Raw genomic sequence first — 18,798 nt, 5'->3', positions numbered from 1 at the left:
GAGAAAAAAATCCACTTAAAAAAGTGATTAAGCGTATAATTGCTGAGTTTTCAAACTAACAAATTACTAAATAGATTATTTTATGTCTCGTTTATTGTGTACTCATTGTAAATTTAGCCTAACAACCTGCCTTTGTGAAGATATATCACAACTTAAAAACAGCATAAAAGTTATTATCTTACAGCATCCTAGTGAAATAAAAGTGACGAAAAATACAGCTCGCCTACTTTCTTTGAGCCTCACACAGTGTGAAATTAAAGTCGGAGAAAGTGAATCTGACTTCACGAGCATATTAGATCTACCAATTCAAACGACAGCATTACTATACCCTGATAAAACAGCGTTGCTATTAGATGATAGTACAACTAATACCTCGCAATTTAGCAAAACGCTCACGCATCTTATCGTGCTTGATGGAACATGGAAAAAAGCATATAAAATTATGCAAATGACCCCCTCTCTTAACGCTTTTCAAAAAGTAAGCTTTAAAGAAATACCAAAAAACCGTTATAGGATTCGTAAAGCACCTCGCTTAGACAGTTTATCAACGCTTGAAGCCGTAGCACACAGTTTAGCGCTTATTGAGAGCATAGATCCTCAGCCACTGTACACAATGTTAGAATCACTCAATAAAAAGCAAACTCAGTTTATGCCTGAACATGTTAAAGCTCGCTATCAACCCATATGACGTATACCAATCGATTAAAAGCGGGTTTCTTTCGTCAAGGCCCTGATTACCGATTTGAGGATCAAGTCGACTTTAATGAAATTCGTGACACCTTTGGATTTAAAACCATGGTGGTTGGTAAATGGGTTACCAAAGAAGAGCGATTAGTGAGCGCCAATTTAATTTATGATGCCCTTGCAGATTTAGCACAAATTTTACAAATACCACCCACTGCAATTGGCCTAAGAGGGAACCTAAATTTTGCATTTGGCCATGGCGGGCAACAAAATGTCCAAGCACATTATAATAGTAATACCCGCACCTTAGCCTTAGCAAAAAATGCAGGCGGCGGCGCGCTTGCCCATGAATGGTTTCATGCTTTTGATCACCATATTACTAAGCACTTATTTCCACTTCACTCATCGCGTCATTTTGCATCTAAACTGTGGCTTGAACACAGTGTGGATCAATCTCACCCTATTAACCTTATATTGAGTGAATTTTATAAGGGGGTGTTTCTAGATAATCAGGGGAAAAATGCCAATCAATATGTACATCAATGCATGGTTTTTGATAAGCAGCACCAGCAATTCTATATGAGCATGCCTGAAGAGCTTGCAGCACGATGTTTCGAGGCTTGTATTAGCCATCAAAAAAACATCGTTAATCACTTTCTCGTATCAGGCATAACTAATTCAACACTTATTTACCCCGATCAGAAAATGTGTAATGACTGTATTGAACCACTTAGCAGTTATTTTTTTCAATTGGGGCAACGACTGTTTCAACATCCTTAGAAACACTTCTACTTTTTGATAACCAAGCTAAGTACTGTGTAAAAGCCATAGGTCGCGAAAAATAGTAACCCTGCCCAACATGACAACCATATTCTTGGAGTTTATTTAAGCTTGCTTTATCTTCAATGCCTTCAGCAACCACATATGAATCGAGTGATCTTGCAATATCACATGTGGCACGACAAATCGTTTGATCATTTTTAGAGTATTCAATGTTCATAACAAATTGCTTGTCTATTTTAATTTCATCAAAGCCCATTTTACTTAAATAGGCTAATGAAGAATAACCAGTGCCAAAGTCATCAATAGCAATTTTTAAACCAATTAATCTGTAATCATTTAAGGCTGTTTTTATGTTCATGCCTTCATCTAATGTGGCTGATTCGGTCAGTTCTAACATGATATTTTCAGGGTCAAGCTGATACTCATTCATTAATGTAATAAATAATACTGGTAAATCTTTATTTAGTAAGTCTTTAGCAGAAATATTAACCGACATTATATGTTCAGGATAAAGCTCAATTAGAAGTCTTTGGCATTTAAGTGCTTCAGCGACAACCCACTCAGTCAATTCTGATATCAATCCCGTTGACTCACTAATTGGAATAAATTGATCTGGCGATATATGCCCTAGTACAGGATGCTCCCATCGTAAAAGTGCCTCTGCACCATGGATTTCTCCTGTTTTTAGGTTAATCTGAGGTTGAAAATATAAGCTAAGCTGATCTTCATCAATTGCTTCTCTCAATGCTGATGCAATCGCTCGTTTATGCCGTGAAATTGTAGAGCTTTCGGCACTATACATATGCCAGCGTTCACCATGTAAAGGTTTTACACTCAAAGCCTGCAATCCTCGCTGTATCAGTTCACTGCCCGTTTTTGCATGCAATGGATAATTTGCAACGCCAAAGTCCACGCGGTCCACTAATTGTGTATTGTTATGATTAACCCCTTCAGCAAATACACCATTGGTAACGCACACAAATTGCTCTATTTGACTCAATTCAAGTAAGCCCGGAATAATAAAAGCAAAAATACCATCATCAAACCTTGCAATAAAATGGCGCACATTTAATTTTGATTCAATCCCAAGCGCATTATTCACAGCAAGTTGATCTGCTAACTTTTGCATAAAAACTTTAATTTGCTCGTTTGCATGGCCATAACCAAAATTAGCGCGGCTATTTAGTAATGCAGCAGGTCTAAATAAAACTAAACTGTGCGCTTGTTTAAGCTTAACTTGTGTAGCCAAACGCCTGAGTAAAAGCTGTTTATTAGGTAAACCTGTGTCTTCATCATGAGTCAAACTCTCATTATATTTCACAACACGGGAACGATCTTTTACCAAAATAATACCCACTAAAATAATGGAGTTAAAAATTGCAAAAACATCATTAACTAAAAATTGAGGTGTTAGCATTATGAGTGTGAGTGACCATGCTACTGCTTGTGTAAATATGCCCCCCCAAAGTAAAAGAGATAAGCCCCCATGTATTTTTTTTAACTGCCACCATTTATAAAACAAATGAACAAGTAGCCCTGTAATTACAGCAAAACAAACCGCCATCACATAATGACTATTTATATAACCTAACAAGTTATAAATAATAGCCACACAGCTAATACTTATTAAAGTAGGGTGAAGTTTCTGTTTATATGCCTTTAATAGCTGCTGTTCACAACTAATATGAGCAAGATAAAGGCACATACACGCCAATGAGAGCAAAGAGAATACAGTGTACGTTTGATCCCCTAAATTTGGGTTTTGAAAGCCCGCACTTACTAAACAAGCGAGTACAGCACAGCCGATATAACCCAAAAGGTAAAAGAATTTAAATCGATAGAGTAAAAAATTCAAACTAGCAACAATAGCAAAGTTCAAAAGCAAAATAGTGACTATGGCGCCAAGAAGAGCGGGCTTATTTTGTACCGTTTTATAAAGCGTATTATTTATTACGGGTTCTAAAGCCGGATTTTGGTTTGACGTAAGATAAGTCAATTGTGGATTATTAATCACTTGGCTCTTAAAAATAGGGGAGCGTATAGCAAGGTTTTTCTGAATATATAAACCTCTCACATCACTGAAAAAGTCCTCATGTACTAGGTTATTAATAGCAAGTGTATTTTGCACATCCAATAAACGTTGCACAGGCACGCTATGGCTATTAGGTGCAAAAATACTAAAGATTAGTACCACCACAAGCATTAACATTTGAACCAATCCGTTGTTTATCTTCACTTTCACCTCAAGTGCTATCAATTATTTTGCGAAAAATCGACTGACTACAATAGAAGTATGGTGGTATTAGGTAAAATTACCAATAAATTGGTCATTGATTTTAATGAAACAAAAAAGGCTTACCAAGTGATAAGCCTTTTTTGGTATTCATTTTAATTAATTACTATCATCACTAATGCGACTTGCAACAGCACTAGTTTGGTCTTTGTATTTCGCGTCTTTACGGGTATTGTAAGGGTTTTCAGCAGGTCCTGACATTGTCTCAAAGCTCATAGCGCCTATTTTCATCATCGGGCGCAGCGCGAGTGGCAACTTACCTGAGTTATAGAATTCTAATACAATGTTACCTGACCAACCCGGATCAATACGATGTGCAGTCACATGTACCATTAAACCCAAACGCGCTAACGATGAACGTCCATCAAGCCAACCCACGATATCAGCAGGTAACGTGACCTTTTCGTAAGTCATTGCTAATGCTAATTCACCCGGGTGTAAAAAAAACGCATCACCCTCTTTTAGCACTATTTCATCGCTCATTATCGATTCCATTGCTTTATTAAGCTGATCTTTAGGACCACTTAAATCAACATAGGCTGCGGTATGATCTTGAAATACACGAAACTTATTACCTAAACGTAAATCTGCCGTCACCCCTGAAATCATGTCATCCGTTGGGCTTGGCTCTATAATAATACGTTGTTGTGCAATATATTCTTTAATATGGGTATCTGATAATCTCATTATTTAATCATCCGTAATCACGATTTCTACTGAATCATGATGTGGTTGTTGATAGTAAAGCATACTGGCAATCAACCGCGCAGTATCAGCATAAATTTTACTGACTGTCGTTTGATTATCCAGAGCAATTAATTTTCCTTGCTCTGAGTATTCGCGGATATTGATCGCTAAAGGAATATGTGACAGCACAGGAACACCGTGACGCTGCGCTAATTTAATTGCACCATCTTTACCAAACACATGGTTTGGTTCACCACAGTGTGAGCATAAAAAGTGGCTCATATTTTCAATTAAGCCAAGCACTGGTACATTAACTTTATTAAACATTGCAATGCCTTTTTGCGCATCAGCAAGGGCTAAATCTTGTGGGGTTGTCACTATAACAGTCCCACTGGCGGGTACTTTTTGGCTCATCGTTAGCTGAATATCGCCAGTACCTGGCGGCATATCAACAATTAAATAATCCAACTCGCCCCACGCAGTTTCATTAAGCAACTGATTAACTGCACCCGACGCCATAGGGCCACGCCACACAGTAGCGTCATCGCTAGGGACTAAAAAACCAATTGATTGTGCCTTAATTCCATTCGCATCAAATGGCATTAATTGCTTATCGTCTTTTGAAGAAGGCTCTGCGCCGACTAAACCCAAAAGCATCGGGATCGATGGACCATAAATATCAGCATCTAAAATGCCCACTTTGGCGCCTTCTGCTTTGAGCGCTCCTGCAATATTAACCGCCGTGGTCGACTTTCCGACACCACCTTTGCCTGAGGCAATTAATACAATATGTTTAATTTTTTTAAATTTACATTGGGGAGGCAATGCTACACACGCTGTAATTGTAACAACCTGATTGAGCCTTTCGCTAACAAACGCTGCGACTGCTGGCATTTCTGATTGCGCAGCAAAAGGCAAGGTTAAGCTGATCAGCAATGACCTATCTTTGCCCAGCTCAACATCGTTAATAAATTTTTCATCAACGCCGACAGCGAAAACAGCGCTTCGATAAGCGGCTAAGGCAGTAATAATCGGTTGTTTTTGCACCGATTTAGAGGAGAATAGTTTCGACAGTCCAAACATAGCAATAAAATAGTGTTTCTTTGATGAAAATTGCCTCGGAATTATGTAACATTCAGGGCATTAACACCAGTCAATTAATGAAAATCGGCTAGCCTTGAAGGCGTTTGCTTTAGGTTTGCTGATAATATTATGATTTTCATCCGTTCCTTAACTGGAACCGTCAATTCGGAATGATTATGACACAGCGAAAGATCCTCATTACCAGCGCATTACCTTATGCCAATGGCCCTACACATTTAGGTCATTTATTGGAATATATTCAAACTGATATTTGGTCACGTTTTCAAAAACTGCAAGGCCACGAAGCTTATTATGTTTGCGCCGACGATGCCCATGGCACGCCAATAATGCTCAATGCGCAAAAGCAAGGGATCACGCCAGAAGAAATGGTTAAAAATGTCAGTATTGAGCGTCAACGTGACTTCGCTGATTTCAATATCAAATTTGATAACTACCACAGCACTCATAGCCAAGAAAACAAAGAATTAAGTGAACTGATTTATAATCGCCTTAACGACGCCGGTCATATTAAAAAACACACTATTTCACAGTTATTTGACCCTGAAAAAGGCATTTTCTTACCCGACCGTTTTGTAACGGGTACGTGCCCAACCTGTAAGTCTGAAGATCAAAATGGTGACAGCTGTGATGCTTGTGGTGCAACATACAGCCCAACAGAGCTAATCAACCCGCGCTCTGTTATGTCAGGTGCTGAGCCTGTATTAAAAGATTCTGAGCACTACTTTTTTGACTTACCCGCATTTGAAGGCATGCTAAAAGAGTGGTTACACTCTGGTAGTATCCAACAAGAAATGGCAAACAAGCTAGACGAATGGTTTGCCGATGGCTTACAACAGTGGGATATCAGCCGTGATGCACCGTATTTTGGTTTTGAAATTCCAGGTGCGCCAGGTAAATACTTTTATGTATGGCTAGATGCCCCAATTGGTTACATGGCCAGCTTTAAAAACCTATGTGATAAACAAGGCATCGACTTTGATGCATTTTGGCAAGAAGGCTCTGATGCTGAGCTTTACCACTTTATCGGTAAAGATATCATCTACTTCCACAGCTTATTTTGGCCAGCAATGCTTGAAGGCGCAAAATTCAGAAAGCCAACCAATGTATTCGCCCACGGTTTTGTAACGGTTAATGGCGCTAAAATGTCTAAATCAAAAGGTACGTTTATTAAAGCGCGTACTTATTTAGATAACTTAGACCCTGAATTTTTACGTTATTACTACGCAGCAAAACTTAACAGCGGTATTACCGACCTTGACTTAAACTTAGAAGATTTTGCCCTACGTGTAAATTCAGACTTAGTGGGTAAAGTGGTTAATATTGCCAGCCGTTGTGCCGGATTTATCACTAAAAAGTTTGACGGTAAATTAAGTGCTACTGTAATGGATCCAAAATTATTGGCCGAATTCCAAGCAGCCACTGATACTGTAGCCCAGCACTATGAAAACCGTGATTACAGCCGCGCAATTCGTGAAATTATGTCTCTTGCTGATAAAGCCAACCAATTTATTGATACCGCAGCACCATGGGTATTAATCAAAGACGAAGCCAAGCAAGAAGAAGCGCATCAAGTGTGCTCACTTGGCCTTAACTTATTCCGCGTATTAATGACTTACTTAAAACCAGTGTTACCAGGTATGGCAAGTAATGTAGAAGCGTTTTTAAATGACGAGCTATCATGGCAAGGCGCGCAAACTGCGCTAATAAGTCACCCAATCAATAAATTTAAGCCGTTAATGCAACGTGTAGAAATGGATAAAGTAAACAAAATGGTTGAAGAATCAAAAGAAAGCTTATTAGCAGCAAAAGACAAAATAGATCCAAACAGCCCTCTTGCAAAAGAACCCATCGCTGCTGAAATCGAATTTGATGATTTTGCAAAAGTTGATTTACGTGTTGCTAAAATTGCTAAAGCAGAACACGTAGAAGGCGCTGATAAGCTACTAAAGCTTACCCTTGATTTAGGCGGCGAAACTCGTCAAGTGTTTGCGGGTATAAAATCGGCCTACGCACCTGAAGACATTGAAGGTAAACTCACTGTAATGGTAGCAAACCTAAAACCACGTAAAATGCGCTTTGGTATGTCAGAAGGCATGGTGCTAGCCGCAGGCCCTGGTGGTAAAGAAATTTACATTCTCAACCCAGACGATGGTTCAGAGCCAGGTATGCGTGTAATGTAAATGTAATTCGACTTACGAATACTAAAAAGCCGTTGTTTAAAAACAACGGCTTTTTTAATGATTAGCCACTGAGTCATCGGTTTTCATATTGGGTATTGGGTATAGCTTATTTCAATTCCTTTCGTTTTCCATCCTGTTAACTTAGGCTTACTGTTTTTGTAGGTCAAGCCTACGATCACTGCGTTAGGTAACTCTAAGCACTTTGATATTTTTCGCACCTCGATATAAATAAACCAAACCAACAATAAACGCCAGGTTGTAAGGTACATCTACATACATATCAAGATATTGACTGTCTACCCCAATACTAACAATAAGAATTATTGTAATAAAAGAAAGCAAGCTGAACAAAGTCGATACCCCAAAAAAGAGAAAAGCCTTTGAGAAATGTAATATATAAATATCATTTTTGAATTTAAATGTTTTTTTCAACGAAAAATAAACATAAAAATTAACCAAAATAGCTATCACTAATATAAAAAGATCTAAAAAATAGTCCGGCGTAAAAATATTAATCTCGTCCAAAATACGACTGTCCTTGTTCTTAGTGAGTAAATAGAATTACTCGCTTGTKATTTAATTATCTCGATAAAATATATCATTTCTCATTTAAATTCAATAGATTGCTTTATTTCATACATCAATCGGCATTATCATATTTTACGGGACTCAGCAATATCCTCTATACAAATAAAAATGCCAGAGTGTAAAAATTAGACCCTGACATTTTATTAAACGAAGTTTAGCCTTGGCTAAAGCGTATCATCCAACCACTTAAAGAACTCACGCTGCCATACAATGCCATTTTGCGGCGTCAGCACCCAATGATTTTCTTCAGGGAAGTATAAAAACCGGCTCTGTAAACCACGTAGTTTTGCAGCTTGGAAAGCAGCAATACCCTGCTCTAACGGCACTCTGTAGTCTTTGCCGCCATGAATAACAAACATAGGTGCATCCCACTTATCAACATAGCTGATCGGATTAAACTGACCGTATGACTTTTTAGTCGCGGCGTTATCCTCCCAATACGCCCCCCCTAGTTCGTTATTTACAAAGAATAGCTCTTCGGTTGTACCGTACATACTGCGTAAATCGAAAATACCACAATGCGCTATAAACGTTTTAAAACGCCCCTCATGGTTGCCCGCTAAATAAAATGCGGAATAGCCACCGTAACTTGCACCGATAGCACCAATACGGGACTTATCAACATATGATTCTTGTGCTATATCATCAATGGCATCAAGGTAATCTTGCATTACCTTCCCACCCCAATCTTGGCTTATATCATCATTCCATTTAACACCATGACCCGGCATACCACGACGATTAGGGGCTACCACAATATAACCTTGTGAAGCCATTACTTGGAAATTCCAACGAAAAGAATAAAACTGAGATAACGCAGACTGCGGGCCACCTTGTAAATAAAGTAAAGTTGGGTATTTTTTGCTTCTATCGAAATTAGGCGGGTAAATAACCCAAGTTAACATCTGTTGGCCATCTTTGGTGTTTACTATACGTTTTTCAACATTGGGTAAGTCCAGATCGGCATAAAATGTGTCATTTTCTTTCGTCAACGCAGTCAGCTTTTTGCTATCCAGATCAAATCTGTAAATTTCACGCGCGGCATTCATGCTGTTACGTGTTACCACAAGCTGATTATCTAATACTGCAACTATGCTATTTACATCAAACATGCCGTTTGTAAGCTGCATAATTTTCGGCTTAGTTTTTGTATTTACAGATACTTGGAACAGCTGAATAGTGCCGTCAACTGGCGCTACAAAATAAATATGCTTAGCGTCATTGCTCCATTTAAAGCTATTTACGGTGCCATCCCAGTGTTCTGTTAGATTAAAGTCACGGTTTTTCACCTTAACAATAATATCGTTTTTATCTGCTTCATTGCCTGGCTCATCCATTTGTAACCATGCTAAGTCGCCTTTTGGCGAGAACGCGGGGTACTTATCATAACCCAAATTGCTTTGTGTGATGTTTGTCGTTTTTTTGCTAGCGAGGTTGTAGCGATAAATGTCAGTATTAGTGCTGCTAACGTACTGCTCACCAGTCAGTTTTTTACTGACATAATAAATATTTTCGCCCTTGGGTCCCCACGTATAATCAGCAGCACCGCCAAATGGTGACGTTGGGCTATCAAATGGCATGTCCTTCATGATGTCGACTTTTTCTTCTGTCTTTAAGTCTTGATAAAAAACATGTTTAAAGCTGCCGTCTTTCCACGTATCCCAATGGCGATAGTTTAAATCATCAAACACATAAGCGTTAGCTTGACCAAGCTCTTTATATCTGTCTGATGCCAAAACCTTTTCTAGTTTTACTTTTTCATGAAGAAGTTTTTTGCTGCCATCCGGCGAAATACTGCTATCAATAAAAAGACCTTGATAGGCTTCTAACAACTGAGACTTACCACCTTTTAGTGGCACTTGATAGACCTTGCTATTGAAGTTATTGTTCTCAACACTTGGCGTCGTTACTTTGTAAATTATATGAGTTTTATTTTGGTTTAAACCCAGCGCACTCACACGTTTTACTTGCCAAAGTTTTTCAGGGGTCATAACCTCACTGGCATATGCCCCCATACTTACACACAATCCCAGGCTTACAGATAATATCGTTCGCAACATCGCGAAATTCCTCCAAAAATAAATCCGGCTTAGGTTACACAATAAAATGGCAACTGAATAGTAAGCGAGATGACAAATAGGTTTCATGAAATGAAAAAATTACCCCATCACATTATGCAACACAAACTGCATGTCGCTTTGGTCCACCTACTTTTACTGCGTGAATATATCATTTTTAAGGTAAACAGCTGTTGAGTGGAAAACACAGCAACTAAGTTAACAGTATTGAAAAGTAAGGGAATATAACTATTATGATTTGCGGTGAAAACAACGTTGAACGTCTTAGGTGGCCCGAAGGGGGGAGCGCCATGGATAACAGCAATAATAATGGCTTTATCATTAAATCTATTTATTTTTTATCATCAACTAAGCACTAAATGGCTGTACTTCAGGCGTCCTGACTTTCGCCCTTCGGGCCAGCTGCGCTGTTGTTAAATGTTCCTGACATTTTGCTGGTTACTCATGACTGCACAGGCACACACATCAATGCAAAATACCTTCGCTAATGCGAGTCGCTTATCTTCAACCCAGCCTCTGCGATGCTCAAAAGACTTCCCTGTAGAACGGTCTTCCCCGCACAAAAAAGCACGACGAACGCAACGTGAAATACAGTGATAATAATTTGTATCAACCAAACTTATTTGACTTTTTCTTGCAGTTGCCATGTGACATCCAGGTCACTTTTCATGCGAATTAAAAGTTAGTAAAAAATATAAACTTTAGGATGGGTGTCATCGTTGTTTTCATCTCATCGTTGTTTTCATCTCATCGTTGTTTTCATCTCATCGTTGTTTTCATCTCATCGTTGTTTTCATCGTTCTGATTTGGTTTAAATCTACATAGGCCATACAAGTGTTCATAAGGCTTTCACGTAAAACAGTCTTCACCACATAAAAATGCTCGGCGAACACACCGAGAAATACAGTGATAGTATTTTGTATCAACCAAACTTATTTGACGTTTTCTTGCAATTGCCATGCATCACTCTGTTTTTTTCACACTCATTTAAAGCGAGTAAAAAATATGAAAATACAAAATTTAGGATAGGTGTTTTCCTATTTTTTTTGCTCTTTCTTTGTTTTTTGTTGTGTAACCACCTTCTACCTTGCTGGTACTCTTTTTATTTTCGATTCACCTTCATTGCTATACATCCAAGCTTCATCCCCAAGCCGTGATATTACAATGTAACCATTTAAATCTTCCCAGAAAAAAAACTCTAACGCACTCGCCTCTAGTTGCAAATCATATTGGTCGACCCTCCACTCTACAGCCCCACTAGGGAATTCAACTAAATCAGACAGTTTTTCTGGTGTTTTGTTATTTTCCAATCGGTATTTTTCTATCCCATTCACGACAACCATCAACTGTTGAGCCAAGGCAAATTCGGGCGCTATTCCTTTATCTTGTTTAGGGTTGAAAAAACTAGTAGCGATAATAATAAATACCAAAAAAATTACGATACTTAAAACTTTACGGTGTTTTTGACCAACAATACCTTCAATTTTCTTTTCCTGTTTGGGTGAATCTTCAATCCTAGTCGAATTAATTATTTGGTGAATCGTCTTCGCTGATTCATCTCTACTAGATGAAGTATGTTGCTGAAAAGACTTAGAATGACTTCCTATATTGACCAAATCATCTAAACCTGGCAAATCACAAAGAGAGGCAGAATTGGCAACACTGGGATTCACTTTTTGTTTTTTCTTATCTTTATTCAGTATTTCATCAAGGCTTTGGGGAGTCATAGAGGTACCATTATTGGCACCTCTATTGTTATAGCTACCACTTACTTTGTTTGCGTTACTATTCGTTTTCAAAATATCATTCAAGCTAGGCTGGTGAGTTCCATTGTTAAATGATTGTTTATCCTTTTTATCAGCCATACTGAAACCTACCTTTAAGGAGTATTAAACTGATCAGGTAAATCCGTTGACGATTTACCATCACCCCATGTCGCTGGATGATCTGGAACGGATTCAAGATTACAAGCATCACCATAGCAAGCAAATGTACATTTAAAGTGAGCGTCTTGTAGCACTACAACATTATAATTTTTGCAATTTGCATTGCCTTTATTGTACTTGTCAGCTTCAAATGCCTCTTGCTGTGTAACACAGCCTCTTGTTACATAACGGGAACCATCTTTTAAATTTTCAATAAAATTGGCAGCATAAGGAGCATCAACTGTACAGGCAGCCCCTGTGGTGACATGGCTTCGCTCACAAATAAATTTAGGGCCTCGACAAGTATGATTATTTGTTGAAGGGGCTAATGAGCACTTTGAAGGTTCTTTGGGATTAAAAACAAAACCGTTTTTACATTTTGCGACGCATTGTGCGGGAACGTTCGTAGTCTTAGTTGCATAATTATTTCTGCTTCCAAAAGGGTTGTGTTGATCGCGTACAGCGACTGAAGTTTCCCCTATATATTCTTGTCCCGCTATTGAACATTTAGGATCATGATGCCCACAGTCTTGACCCACGGGACATTGTGCCGGCAAAGGGGCACTCGATGTATGGCACCTTCCATCCGAACCTAATTTTAAAGTGCCTGGACATTTTTTAAGTTGTGGTTTTACTATTGGTATTACACTTGGCGTTAATTGTTGTAACTGTGGTTGTGCTTGTGGTTGCAACTGTGGTTGTAGTTGTGGAACGACCTGAGGTTGTTTCTGTGTCTTAGGTAGCTGGCAGACTTGTTGCTGTTTACCGTTAGCATCTTTCACTTGTACTTTTTGTGTTCCAGAGGGGCAGCCCGCAGGCACATTAGGGTGTGCAGCCAAAAGTCCTGCTCCGTTAAGGCAGCTACTTGGGAGATACTTGTCATCAAGCGCTTTATTGGTAGACACTGCGCCACGCCCAATCGCATTGGCAGCATTAACGCAACGCCAAGAGCCATTATAAAAATACTCAAGTGCAAACGTATCTCTCACCCCAAGGCCTTTTAAATCCATAGTAGGAAGAATATACCCGATAACTGAATTTTCGACTGGGTTGTTATTCGCTACAGGCACCCACTTCAAAGAAGTCATATGTACTTTTGGTTCAGAAAATGTTGCAATATCAAAGTTGGAGCTTTCAATACGTTTTTCAATGACCTTAATTCTTTCCGCATCGGCAAAAACAAAAGCTTCTGTAACCTGCGCACGTATTATGTAATCATTATACAAAGGAACCGCCACAACCGCGAGTATTCCAATAATCGCTACAACAACAATTATTTCTAACAAAGTGAAGCCCTGATTAGTGTTTTTTCGTAATATTTGAGCGTTCATACTAGAGTGTTCCTTTAGTCAGTATACTTTGTAGCTTATTAACGATTTCAGTAGGAGAGGTCATATTTTCATCGTATTCCATCGCATGCGCATGGAATTTATTCAACAATATTTTGGTTTCATTTTGATTTTGGGGGATTAAAAATAGCACAGGAGTCCCCGACCAAGCCAATTGCTCTCTCAGCTTTCCAAGCCATTTTTCTGGAGTAGACTGCATAAGGGCAGCATCAATTAAAATGGCAATAACTGAAGTATCTTTTTTCAAAATTTCGGAAGCCTTGTGTTCATTATTAACAAAGACTATTCCATATTGAAAACTTTCAGCTAGCATTGATTGAAGCTCTTTATTATCAGATATCAACAAAACTTTGAGACGATCCTCTGAAAGCGAGTTTGACCTTGAAAAATTATCTAGCAACATATTTGGTACTTTATTATTAACCACTGCAAGTTCACGCCAAAAATGTAAGCCCAGCTCACGCCCGACCTCTTGGACTGTTGTTTCACCAGAAACTATCCATTGCCCTGCGCTAACGGCCATCTGCGTCTGAAAACTGTTATTAGCCTCTGTTAAGTCATTAACGTTATTACAGCCACTTAACATTAATGTGCGCATCTCTGGTGATACTTCCATGACTTCAGTAATAGGAAGGCGGCCCATGTAGCCAGTATAATGACACTTATCACATCCTATAGCACGACAACCAGGCTGCTCACCGGTGATACGTTCATATTCTAATTCTTCAGGAAGGAGTGGCTTAGTGACCTTTACTTTACAGGATGAACATAGCTTTCTAACCAGACGCTGGGAAACGACACCAACCAATACATCAGCCAAAACCGATGGATTTATTCCAAGATCCAAAAGTCTAGGTACTGTCGCCATTGCGTCATTAGTATGCAACGTAGACAATACCAAATGCCCCGTTAACGCCGCTTGAGATGCGATTTTTGCCGTTTCAGCATCACGTATTTCACCAACCAAAACAATGTCAGGGTCTTGCCTTAGTATTGATCGCAACGTATCACCAAAAGAAAGACCTTGAGCATCATTGACTTGCACTTGTGATATACCGGGTAAAACGTATTCCACCGGGTTTTCCAAGGTCATAATATTGACATCTACACTATTGAGTTCTGAAAGCAGGCCGTACAGTGTTGATGTCTTCCCCGACCCAGTAGGCCCCGTCAGCAGTACAATTCCCGAGCCGTAGGATACAAGTCGTTTTAGTGCATGATAATCAGAAGGGGAAAAGCCACTATTAACTAAAGAAAACTGCTTGCCTTGCTCAAGAAGGCGACACACGATTCTCATGCCATCAAATACGGGCAATAAAGACAATCTAACGTCAATTTCACGTTGACCATAAATTAATCGCATTCGTCCATCTTGAGCAGTTAGGGGGTTCAGCTCTAGCCCTGCATTCATAGTAAAATAGCGAGACAAGCCTTCGTGCTGCTGCTTGGGAAACGATGCAATTCGCTCTAAAACACCATCAACTCGAAATCTAATTGCAGCCCCACCAACCATCGGGTGTATATGTATATCAGATGCCCTTTTATCTATAGCAGAGCGTAAGATGGCTTTCGCTAACTGGGGAATTTCACCTTCATCGACTAACGCAACGGTTAGATCAATAGCCCTATAGTCGTGGTTAATTGTCGAAAAGAGCCGTGTAAGCCCAATATCAAATTCTTCAGGAGACAAAATAGCCAGTTTAAAGTCACCCATCAGAATAAAACGTATTTGATCATAGTACTCGGGAAGTCGACGAGGATCATAAGTTGCAATAACCGGTTTATTAACACTCAAATCAAAGGGCAATATGCCCATATCACGACAAACCTTTTCACTAAAAGGGTTATCTCTGGGAGGTTTAAATTCTTGTATATTAATACTGTCTGTAGAATAAGTTAAAGAAAGTGCGTTACAAATTGCGCTAGCAGGTAATCTTAGTGTTGTTTGCAATTGATGCCAAGCTTCACGGGCATCCATTGAAAGATTATAGTTATCTGGTAGTACAAGCTCAGGTTTTGAACTAAGCAGAGCATCCAGAAGCCAATGTGTTGATGTTCGTACCATTAGAGCCTCCTGCCTTTATTTACTAGACATCACTTTATATAACGAGCCTGTAGAATAACTCGTTTTTAATTTATTTTTATTGATGCTTTAAACATAGTTGAGCTCTCATTTTAATTCAATCGGCTACTTCGATTTTACGTAAATATAAAAAGAGGACTGATGTTGTTTTAATGGGCGTTTTAGAAGGTATTGCAGGTGTTTAAGTGGCTTATTTAAGGTGGTAAGGGGTTACCCTTATTAATGTATCGTGTTTCTCAGCTTTTCTAGATTATGAACAAGGCAATACAGTTGCCATTGCGCATTCACTTTCGTTTGTCCGCGTAAGGTCAATTTGTTCATGCCTTTATTGACTGTAATATTCCGCTGTTTATTTAGAGGAAAGCAGGCTCTATACAGCCTAGTCGTTTGCCATTCCTTCAATAAAAAGCTGCCGTCGCCCCATTGGACTGTCTATTTTAACTTTCATTTTGTCGATATAGCTTAGCTTTTTACGCGACTCATCATTTTTAAACTGCACTTGTCGGCCTGTTTTTATTGGTGGCTTTCACATGCATTGCTGTTGCAGTGGGCATACTTTGCAATCTTTTAAGTAACCGCAGAATCGCGTGTATTCTTGATTGTGACTCTTTACATTAATCCCGCTTCGCCACATACCATTGCCTGCGGGGCAGAGGCAGGTTTGGGTTGCTTCATCATAATGAAAGTCCTCTGAGGTAAATAAGCGAGGCTTGCCATTACGCCTTTTTAGTCGGCGCTTTTCTTGCTCTGTTTCATACGTTTTACTGTCTTTAAACAACGTTTCGTTTTCTAAATTGATTATCCGCAATGTAAGTATCAAAGCCACTTTGCGCCATAAACTCAAGATTCACTTCGCTGTTAAACCCACTGTCTGCGGTAAACTTTATGGTGTGATTATCTGCTTCTTTTTTTGTATTGAGCTTAGCGAGCTGTTGTTGTAATTGCTTAACCGCTGGCTGCAAGGTTTGTTGCTCGCCCACTGAACCCCATGCCTGTGTTTGCCATTATTTACCCAATGCAAGTATTTGATGTTTATCGTCATTAATCGCAATGCCATTGTAGCCTTGGATTGTCCCTTTTGACGTGGTCATTTTCGCGCTTTACTCGTCCTATCCATGGACTCGCCTTTCAGGCCAGCTACGCTGTTAAAATTCATTCCCTATAAATTTGTCTTTGCTCGCATTTGATTTTAATTTACAGCCATCAATGGCAAACATATTACGACCTATCAACACTTCTTCATCACATATCATCAGTGCTTGCGTAAATAATGGCTCAATCTGTTCATGCATTTTCGCCACGAAGCCCGCTATCGATGTGTAATGCGGTTGGATATCACCCGACACACTCATGAATAAGATATTGTTCTCACAGGCTTTGGCAATACGGCGACTACTGATTAATCCATGCGCATAACCGAGTAAAATAATCTTTAACATCACCGATGGCGGATACGCCGCAGCCCCCGTTTTATCGTTGTTTTACCACACATCGAATCCTGATAAATCGATCTTATTTTCGACAATATAACAAAGGGCATACTCAAATGTACCTGGCAGGATTTACTCAGAAAAATTAATAGGACTGAATTTATTTTGGCAGGATAAGTCAGGCTTGTAGTTGGCCATAACAGTTTACCGTGGGTGAATAATATCTATTAGATCACAGTAACCCTGTGGGTTCAGGTTAAAAAACAATCAATTATAAAAGTACCGAATTAGTTCCTGAAAAGAGTAATCCTACAGTCACAACCCCCACTAAGAGGCAAAAAATTGTTGCCTAAATTTAGCGACGCAGGAGCAAAAAGCCAACTGTTTTTTGTCCTTTTAAGTGACTTGTTATATTTTTTATACCATAATATATTATATATAGGTACTTATGAGGTTTTACATCATGGCTAAAAATACAAGCGTTACACTAGGCGATCATTTTGATCAGTTTATAAACCAACAACTTAACACTGGCCGTTATGGCTCAGCAAGTGAAATCGTTAGAGCAGGATTAAGAGCCTTAGAAGATCAAGAAGCTAAGCTTTTATATTTACGTAGTATGTTAATCCAAGGCGAACAAAGCGGTGTTGCCGAGTACAGCTATGAAAGCTTATTGACTGAATTAGATAAAGATAACCATTAATGAATAAGTTTGTATTATCTTCGAAAGCCAAAACAGACTTAATTAAAATAGCTAAATATACCCAAATAACTTGGGGGTTAGCTCAACGGAATGATTACCTAAAAATATTAGATAACACGTTCCATTTATTAGCTGGTGATCCCGAGCTAGGTATTAACTGTGATTATATAAGAGAAGGTTACAGCAAATACCCACAAGCTAGCCATGTTATCTATTATAAAGAGTATAAAAACAATCAAATATTTATCGTGAGAATATTACATAAAAGTATGGATGTTAACTCCGCAATCTAGAAAAATATAACGTGGCTGTAGAATAACTCTAACAGCCAAATTCAATTAAAAAAACAACAAAAACAAATTAGACAGCCATTCTAATTGAGCCAACATCACTATTCCACTAGATTTACTTTTTAGGTTATGAATTTACTTTTTATTAATGGGTTGCTTTCATTCCATCCATTAAATAAGTTATTAGTACTCTAAAGCCTAAATTACGCGCATAATAATAACTGCATAATTGCAGTTTTAACTTTTTACTGAGGACTTTTAACTTTATGCCAGCAGCTTTTCGCTGTTACTGACGTTGCTACGCCGTTTTCTGCTCAAGTGTTCACAGTAACTCTCTTGTGAGGTCGTCCTACCTACTGCGCCATGAAATACRCGCGTAAATTGCGTGGTCAATTTTAACCAGTTTTCTGGGGAGATATTGACTCTTTCTAGTAAAGGTAAATGTGTGCTTTCAATATACCCGCGTTTGCCTTCTCGTATACAACGCCCTGTTAATTCAACCAATTCAAGGTAAGATTTAAGTTCAAACGGTAGCCCTTTTGGCATAATTTGACGTGGCATACCGGCAAAACGCAATAATTTTTTTGGTTGCTTGCCCTCTGTTGCGTTTTCAATGCGTTT

The 18,798-nt window shown here is 38.9% G+C and carries 14 protein-coding genes and 3 pseudogenes; 5 read left to right on the top strand and 12 right to left on the bottom strand.

The features are described 5' to 3' along the window. Nucleotides 1–82 precede the first annotated feature (82 nt). Together ADS77_RS17935 and ADS77_RS17930 are read left to right on the top strand one after the other, a co-directional pair. Nucleotides 83–688, top strand: coding sequence for a tRNA-uridine aminocarboxypropyltransferase (locus tag ADS77_RS17935; RefSeq protein WP_054455646.1), 606 nt, complete (start codon nt 83–85; stop codon nt 686–688). Further along, complete coding sequence (locus tag ADS77_RS17930; protein WP_054206504.1) at nt 685–1,464, top strand: CLCA_X family protein; 780 nt, start codon at nt 685–687, stop codon at nt 1,462–1,464. The genes ADS77_RS17935 and ADS77_RS17930 overlap by 4 nt, the downstream gene beginning before the upstream one ends. Here ADS77_RS17930 and ADS77_RS17925 read toward each other — a convergent pair. The 3 genes from ADS77_RS17925 to apbC all read right to left on the bottom strand — a co-directional run bounded on the left by ADS77_RS17925 (nt 1,415) and on the right by apbC (nt 5,530). Beyond that, nucleotides 1,415–3,676, bottom strand: coding sequence for a putative bifunctional diguanylate cyclase/phosphodiesterase (locus tag ADS77_RS17925; RefSeq protein WP_054455644.1), 2,262 nt, complete (start codon nt 3,674–3,676; stop codon nt 1,415–1,417). The genes ADS77_RS17930 and ADS77_RS17925 overlap by 50 nt on opposite strands. Before the next feature lie 183 nt (nt 3,677–3,859). Beyond that, nucleotides 3,860–4,447: a dCTP deaminase gene (gene dcd, locus ADS77_RS17920; RefSeq protein ID WP_054206502.1), complete on the bottom strand. Its 588-nt coding sequence runs from the start codon at nt 4,445–4,447 to the stop codon at nt 3,860–3,862. Nucleotides 4,448–4,450: 3 nt separating this feature from the next. Continuing rightward, entirely contained in the window at nt 4,451–5,530 is a 1,080-nt protein-coding gene (gene apbC / locus ADS77_RS17915; protein ID WP_054455642.1) for an iron-sulfur cluster carrier protein ApbC, read from the bottom strand. 176 nt (nt 5,531–5,706) lie between these two features. Between apbC and metG the strand changes: the two genes are divergently transcribed. After that, on the top strand, nt 5,707–7,731 hold the full coding sequence (gene metG, locus ADS77_RS17910) for a methionine--tRNA ligase (protein ID WP_054455640.1): 2,025 nt from the start codon (nt 5,707–5,709) through the stop codon (nt 7,729–7,731). Between the two features lie 183 nt (nt 7,732–7,914). Here metG and ADS77_RS17905 read toward each other — a convergent pair whose 3' ends face one another. The 8 genes and pseudogenes from ADS77_RS17905 to ADS77_RS22975 all read right to left on the bottom strand — a co-directional run bounded on the left by ADS77_RS17905 (nt 7,915) and on the right by ADS77_RS22975 (nt 17,382). Then, nucleotides 7,915–8,256, bottom strand: a complete 342-nt coding sequence (locus tag ADS77_RS17905) for a hypothetical protein (protein WP_054455638.1) — start codon at nt 8,254–8,256, stop codon at nt 7,915–7,917. A 227-nt stretch (nt 8,257–8,483) separates the two neighbouring features. Then, nucleotides 8,484–10,379, bottom strand: coding sequence for a S9 family peptidase (locus ADS77_RS17900; RefSeq protein ID WP_054455636.1), 1,896 nt, complete (start codon nt 10,377–10,379; stop codon nt 8,484–8,486). Between the two features lie 443 nt (nt 10,380–10,822). Then, nucleotides 10,823–11,044 (bottom strand): annotated as a pseudogene (locus tag ADS77_RS21800) (hypothetical protein); the annotation flags it as partial. 205 nt (nt 11,045–11,249) lie between these two features. After that, nucleotides 11,250–11,357 (bottom strand): annotated as a pseudogene (locus ADS77_RS22235) (transposase); the annotation flags it as partial. A 122-nt stretch (nt 11,358–11,479) separates the two neighbouring features. Then, a complete protein-coding gene (locus ADS77_RS17895; protein WP_054455633.1) occupies nt 11,480–12,262 on the bottom strand; it encodes a hypothetical protein in 783 nt (260 codons plus the stop codon). A gap of 14 nt (nt 12,263–12,276) precedes the next feature. After that, on the bottom strand, nt 12,277–13,653 hold the full coding sequence (locus tag ADS77_RS17890) for a prepilin-type N-terminal cleavage/methylation domain-containing protein (protein ID WP_054455630.1): 1,377 nt from the start codon (nt 13,651–13,653) through the stop codon (nt 12,277–12,279). Between the two features lies 1 nt (nt 13,654). Next, nucleotides 13,655–15,736, bottom strand: a complete 2,082-nt coding sequence (locus ADS77_RS17885; RefSeq protein ID WP_054206494.1) for a GspE/PulE family protein — start codon at nt 15,734–15,736, stop codon at nt 13,655–13,657. Nucleotides 15,737–15,973: 237 nt separating this feature from the next. Next, nucleotides 15,974–17,382: pseudogene (locus ADS77_RS22975) on the bottom strand (transposase). Nucleotides 17,383–17,647: 265 nt separating this feature from the next. On the opposite strand from ADS77_RS22975, the gene ADS77_RS17875 reads away from it, so the two are divergent. Next, a complete protein-coding gene (locus ADS77_RS17875) occupies nt 17,648–17,887 on the top strand; it encodes a type II toxin-antitoxin system ParD family antitoxin (RefSeq protein ID WP_054455629.1) in 240 nt (79 codons plus the stop codon). Next, nucleotides 17,887–18,180: a type II toxin-antitoxin system RelE/ParE family toxin gene (locus tag ADS77_RS17870; protein ID WP_054455627.1), complete on the top strand. Its 294-nt coding sequence runs from the start codon at nt 17,887–17,889 to the stop codon at nt 18,178–18,180. The genes ADS77_RS17875 and ADS77_RS17870 overlap by 1 nt, the downstream gene beginning before the upstream one ends. 261 nt (nt 18,181–18,441) lie before the next feature. On the opposite strand, the gene ADS77_RS17865 is transcribed toward ADS77_RS17870, so the two are convergent. Then, a partial coding sequence (locus ADS77_RS17865) for a hypothetical protein (protein ID WP_082355709.1) occupies nt 18,442–18,798 on the bottom strand: 357 nt, incomplete at its 5' end.

The organism is Pseudoalteromonas porphyrae (genome assembly GCF_001298125.1).
Classification (GTDB): domain Bacteria; phylum Pseudomonadota; class Gammaproteobacteria; order Enterobacterales; family Alteromonadaceae; genus Pseudoalteromonas; species Pseudoalteromonas neustonica.
Note: the sequence above shows the minus strand (reverse complement) of the source record. Positions and strands in the feature narration are given on the sequence as shown.